The sequence below is a fragment of the Emticicia sp. genome (assembly GCF_049241225.1).
In the GTDB taxonomy this organism is placed as follows: Bacteria; Bacteroidota; Bacteroidia; order Cytophagales; family Spirosomataceae; genus Emticicia.
The window spans coordinates 1-1184 of the sequence record NZ_JBMLRC010000403.1; the positions used below are offsets into that span (position 1 = coordinate 1).

The 1184-nt window shown below is 40.0% G+C and carries 2 protein-coding genes; both read right to left on the reverse strand.

The annotated features are described in order from the left end of the window. Positions 1–606: CotH kinase family protein (locus ACOVO2_RS21075; RefSeq protein WP_421771881.1), on the reverse strand; the 606-nt coding region annotated here is incomplete at its 3' end. Positions 607–714: 108 nt separating this feature from the next. Next, the coding region (locus tag ACOVO2_RS21080) for a DUF1287 domain-containing protein (protein ID WP_421771882.1) at positions 715–1184 on the reverse strand (470 nt) is incomplete at its 5' end.

Consider the following 1184-nt stretch of genomic DNA (forward strand, 5'->3'; position numbering starts at 1 on the left):
GTTTCCTACGGTTTTATCAATTTTCAAGATATACCCACCCGTAATTTTCTCAGCAGTAGTATCGTTTTTGCTCAGCTTAGCAATTTTGATTCTATCGTTATCTTGTTTGAGTTTTTCCATCAAGACATAAAAACCCAAGTATTTGCCATTGATTTCTACCTCCACAAATTTGGTACGGGCGGCATAGCGACCAATGTCGTTGGAGAGTTGATACGCAACGGTATTTCGGAGTAAAGTTTTATCGCCATAAGGGCCGTGCAGCACCCAAGCCGAGTTTTTGGGTAAACCTAAAAGCGAGGCTGCCGAAGATTCATCTTTGGCATCACGAAGTTCAAAACCATACGATTTTTTGTCATAGAACATCTGAGAAGTAGCTCCACGAAGCTCGATTCCGATAGGCGACTGAAAAACGGTACTATCTCTTAGTACGATTTTCATGTTGGCTTTTCGCTTGGGGTCGTCGACGATTTCTTTATCAGACTGAATGATGATGTACGGAACGTTTTTGTTCTTGGGTGTTTGCAGAACGTAGTCTTTCTGATGCGAACTATTACAGTTCAGCAACCCCCAAATCACGAAGAGGGGGAAGGTTACAAGTAATTTCATTTTTATAGCTTTTTCAATTTGTGCCGTAATTTATAGATTTCATCAGAAATCCACAAAAAAAGCGTAGCAAGTTTTGAGTTGCTACGCTGAATAATTAGCACAGGATTTCTAATTGTGCTTTTGATAGGCATAATGCCCGATAATTTTATAATTAAACAAGCAATCTTCAATGACCTGTCCCGCACCGATATTATGTACAATTAAATTTCGCTGACCATCGGTCGATTTTTTACTGATAACAATGCCTATATGTGTGAGATTTCCTTCCAAAATCCAGCAAACAATATCGCCAGCTTGATAATCTTTTGGGTTGGAAGAAATCGCCTTCACCGTTCCGAATCTCGAAAAGAAAGTCATGAGGTTGGGTACTCTGCGGTGGTCGATGTTTTTATCGGTTTGTTTGAGTTGCCATTTCTGAGGATATTTCTTGAAATTAGCTCGCATATCTTCGTGAATTTCTTTTTGCAAATCAATTCCGAGTTTTCGATAAGCTCTCACAACTACATCGGTGCAAACGCCTTTATCGCTCGGCACATCGCCGTTGGGGTATTTTATCACAAAATAGCTGGGGTCATATA